Below are 3,719 nucleotides of genomic sequence, written 5' to 3' on the forward strand. Positions count from 1 at the left end.
CCCTGTAGTGGGGATCTCGTTAGAAAAGAGCGCAAGCAAAGAACGGGAAGACACAAAAAATGCTGTTCTCGCGACTTATTAGACAGTCTCTTAGGTGAATTAAGTCTACCATGGTGGAAATAAACAATACATTAATGAACAATGTTAGATAAACAAAATGTTCAAGATTTGTTGCCGTTGACTCCGGTTCAATACGGTATTTTAATGCGATACCTATCTGAACCGAAAGAAGGCTACTATTTTCAACAGCTCAGCGTTAGCCTTAAGGGCGTAGTGGATTATGAAAGTTTTGTCAGTGTGTGGAAATTGTTAGTAGAGAACAATGAAGCATTGAGAACGGTCGCTGTTTGGAGAGGTCTGAAGTCGCCAGTTCTAGCCGTTCTCAAAAGTGTTGAGCTGGATACTGAGTTCGTTGATGCAACCGATTTCAGCAAGGATACGTTGAAAAGTTATCTCGATTCTGACGTAGCGCGAGGCATCGATATCGAAAAAAGCACATTTCGAATAAAGTTGTTGCGGACTGATGTTGAAGAGTACCTACTATTGTTCTCATCGCATCATTTGATGATCGATGGCTGGAGCAGCAGTAATATCATTACACAGTTTGTTCGGAATTATGAATTAGTCAAGCTTGAGCAGTCTGATGCTATTTTTGCAGCACCTTCATTGAAGTTGTTTTATAGAAACCAAAAGAGGTGCGACGCCGAGAAATCCAGATCCTTTTGGATTAATGAGTTTAAGGACTACCAAGGATTGGTAAGAATATCAGACCACTTCGTAAGTTTGGAAAATAATATCAATCAAACTGTTTGTTGCAATCGGTCACTTGGTGTGGAATTTGTAGAGCGATTGCAAAAAGCGTCTCGTGATCTAGGAGTCTCAGTTTCTGCGTATGTTTACACGGTATGGGCTGTGTTACTCAAGAAATATTGCGGCATCAATGATGTCGTTTTCGGAACGACCGTTTCTGGGCGTGATGCTGGTATTGCTCGCGTCGAGGAAATGGTGGGAATGTTTATCAACACGGCTCCGTTAAGGATCCAAATTGCGAAAAGTGATACTGTGCGGACGTTGGTGGAAAAGGTATGGATTACGCTATTGAAAAGGCGCGAGTACGAAAACGCTTCAATCTTTGATATCAAAAAGGAAAGCAGCATCACTGGTGAGGTCTTTGAATCGGTAGTTATAATCGAAAACTATCCAGTGAAGATAAAAAATAAGAATAAGTATTTTGAACTAAGAGACTACTCAATAACTGAAAAGGATGACATTGGAATCAGTGTAACGTTGAACATTTATGACTCTTTTGAATTGCAAATGAGCTTTAATAAAAAACGTTACGAAATGAAATTTGTTGAACGTTTATTTGAATCGTTTATTTGGCTATTTCATAAAATGCTGGAATCGAATGAACAGTCTGTAGCGATGATTCAATTGGAGCAAACGAAAGCAGGCGGGCGACCAGGCAGCGGGTTTATAGTTGATCGGTATGAGGATTTCGAGACGATTGATCACCGCTTCGAAGTTGTGGCACAGGCTTCGCCCGATGTGCCAGCTATCGTGGAAGGGAACCGTGTTGTCAAATATGCGCAAGCATTAGAGCTTGTTGAGCATGTTAATCGAGAACTTGAGAAGCACGGCGTTGGTAAAGGAGATATCGTGGCCTTGAGCTTGGAGCGTTCATCAGAGTTGGTGATAGTCTTTCTTGCGATTTTCAAGCGTGGTGCTGTTTGTTTTCCGATTTCGAGAAGGGTCCCGAGTAGTCGGGTCGAGGGTGTTGCTATTGAGCTAAAAGCGAGAATGCTCATTTGCGAGTGTAGGAATGAGAAGTTAAATAAAAAGATTGCGGTAACGTCACTGCCTGAACTTTTTGAAAATCGAGACGGAATCCGGAATACACCATGCGAGAAGAAGCATAATGGTAAAGATGTAGCATATTTAATTCTAACTTCGGGTACGACGGGCCGTTCTAAAGGTGTCTTGCTTAAACATCATAACGTAATGAACCTGGTTGATTGGTTTGCTAGGGCTCATGGAATTCGTGGTGGTTCCGGTGTTATTATGGTTTCAGGATATGAAACTGGAGTATGCATAATGGATATGCTGGGAGCACTCCTCTCTGGGGGCACCTTTCATGTCTTAACGAGTGAGCAGCTTTTGGATAAAGTCTATTTGGCTCGATACATTAAAGAGCACCGTATCGAGATGTTTAATGGATATACTGAGTATGTAGATAGTATTTTTGGAAATATTGAACGCATTGATTGCTTGAAGGAGCTCGTGGTTGGAGGAGAGAAGCTAAAAGTCAGCACCAAAAACAACTTGGTCAAAAAAGGCTATCGGCTTTTTAATGAATACGGTATGACGGAGTTAACAATTAATTCGCATTCAAATTTATGTCGAATAGATGAGCCATCGGAAATCATAGGGCATACAATCACAAATGTTAACGCATATGTCTTGGATAGCGATTTGTGTGAGCTCCCCATAGGTGCGATCGGTGAGTTGTACGTTGGTGGTATGAGTGAGATGGCGGGATACGCGCATCGCAGTGGCGACGATCACTTTGTTGAAAGAACCTGTTCCGGAGGGAGGGTCGAGCGATTGTATCGAACAGGAGATTTATGTGCAGTGATTGAAGATGGAAGGTTTTGGTATGTTGATCGTGCAGACAAGCTCGTCAAAATACGTGGTTTTAGGATCGACATAGCAGAGCTAGAGGGGTGTCTTTGCGGCATCCCATCTGTTCGCAGTGCTAAAGTTATTTATGGGCAAATCTCTGGTGATTCAAAGAAGCGTCTAATTGGATATTACGTTTCCGAAAAGGAAGAAAGTATCTCTGATCTTAGATCGTATCTAGAGGCCCTGGTACCTGATTATGCGATTCCTGCCTACTTTTATCGAGTCAGTGCGATTCCCTGCAAAAGTGTTACTGGAAAGGTGGACTTAGAAGCACTGCTAGACATTCACGAGGAAGCTATGCGTAAAAAGGCAAAGACGGTGGATCATAGCTTTACAAAAACAGAAACCATCTTGGCTCAGATATGGAAAGACCTTTTGGCAATCAATGATATCAGTGCTCATGATGACTTTTTTGAGTTAGGTGGAGATTCGTTGACGGTCGTAGATCTTTATAGTAGACTGAATAAAATATACCCTAACAAGATTACAGTGCAGGATATTTTTGATAATCGAACAATAAAACGATTGGCTGGGTGTATTGATCAGACATTGGGAAATAATGATCGTAATACGAAAATTATAGAGATTGATTTTTGATTGGTTTTACATAAAAAATATCTCCTAGACATTAGAGAATCAAATTGAAAAAGATTGTTGTTTTAAGGGAAATTGTATGTTCCAAGAACAATAATAAACCCTAAATTTTGTATATAGACAGGGTGGAGTATGCAAGTTAAGAGTGTATGTGTGCTGATTGATTCATGCCATTCGAAGTATTAGTTTTAAAAGTAGAAATAGCGGGTCACTTTACTTGGTTTTTCTCAAAGTTATGATGTTAATATAGTAACATGTCTATATTAACCCATTAAAGAAAGAGCTGTTCAAAAAAACTGTAGAATACACGAACCCTAGGTGTAAAATCGAGAGGTCGTTGATGTCTTTTTTTTGGGGCTGTCCTAGCTAAGGAATGATATTAGGATGGCAGAATGTATATAATAAGCAGTTGACTCAGCCCTCGCAAGCAAGGGGGGCCTGAT

Annotated in this window: 1 protein-coding gene; it reads left to right on the plus strand. The window is 40.7% G+C overall.

What is annotated here, in order from left to right:
- Window positions 1–141 precede the first annotated feature (141 nt).
- The gene (locus QEH53_RS23330) at window positions 142–3,279 is read left to right on the plus strand and encodes a condensation domain-containing protein (protein WP_309025644.1); all 3,138 of its coding nucleotides are present in this window, start codon (window positions 142–144) and stop codon (window positions 3,277–3,279) included.
- Window positions 3,280–3,719 lie beyond the last annotated feature (440 nt).

It is taken from the genome of Pelagicoccus sp. SDUM812002, from assembly GCF_031127835.1.
Taxonomy (GTDB): domain Bacteria; phylum Verrucomicrobiota; class Verrucomicrobiia; order Opitutales; family Opitutaceae; genus Pelagicoccus.

Bases quoted from the DNA above. Each gene is read 5' to 3' on its own strand.
- QEH53_RS23330 (WP_309025644.1), top strand. From the start codon at position 142: ATGTTAGATAAACAAAATGTTCAAGATTTGTTGCCGTTGACTCCGGTT.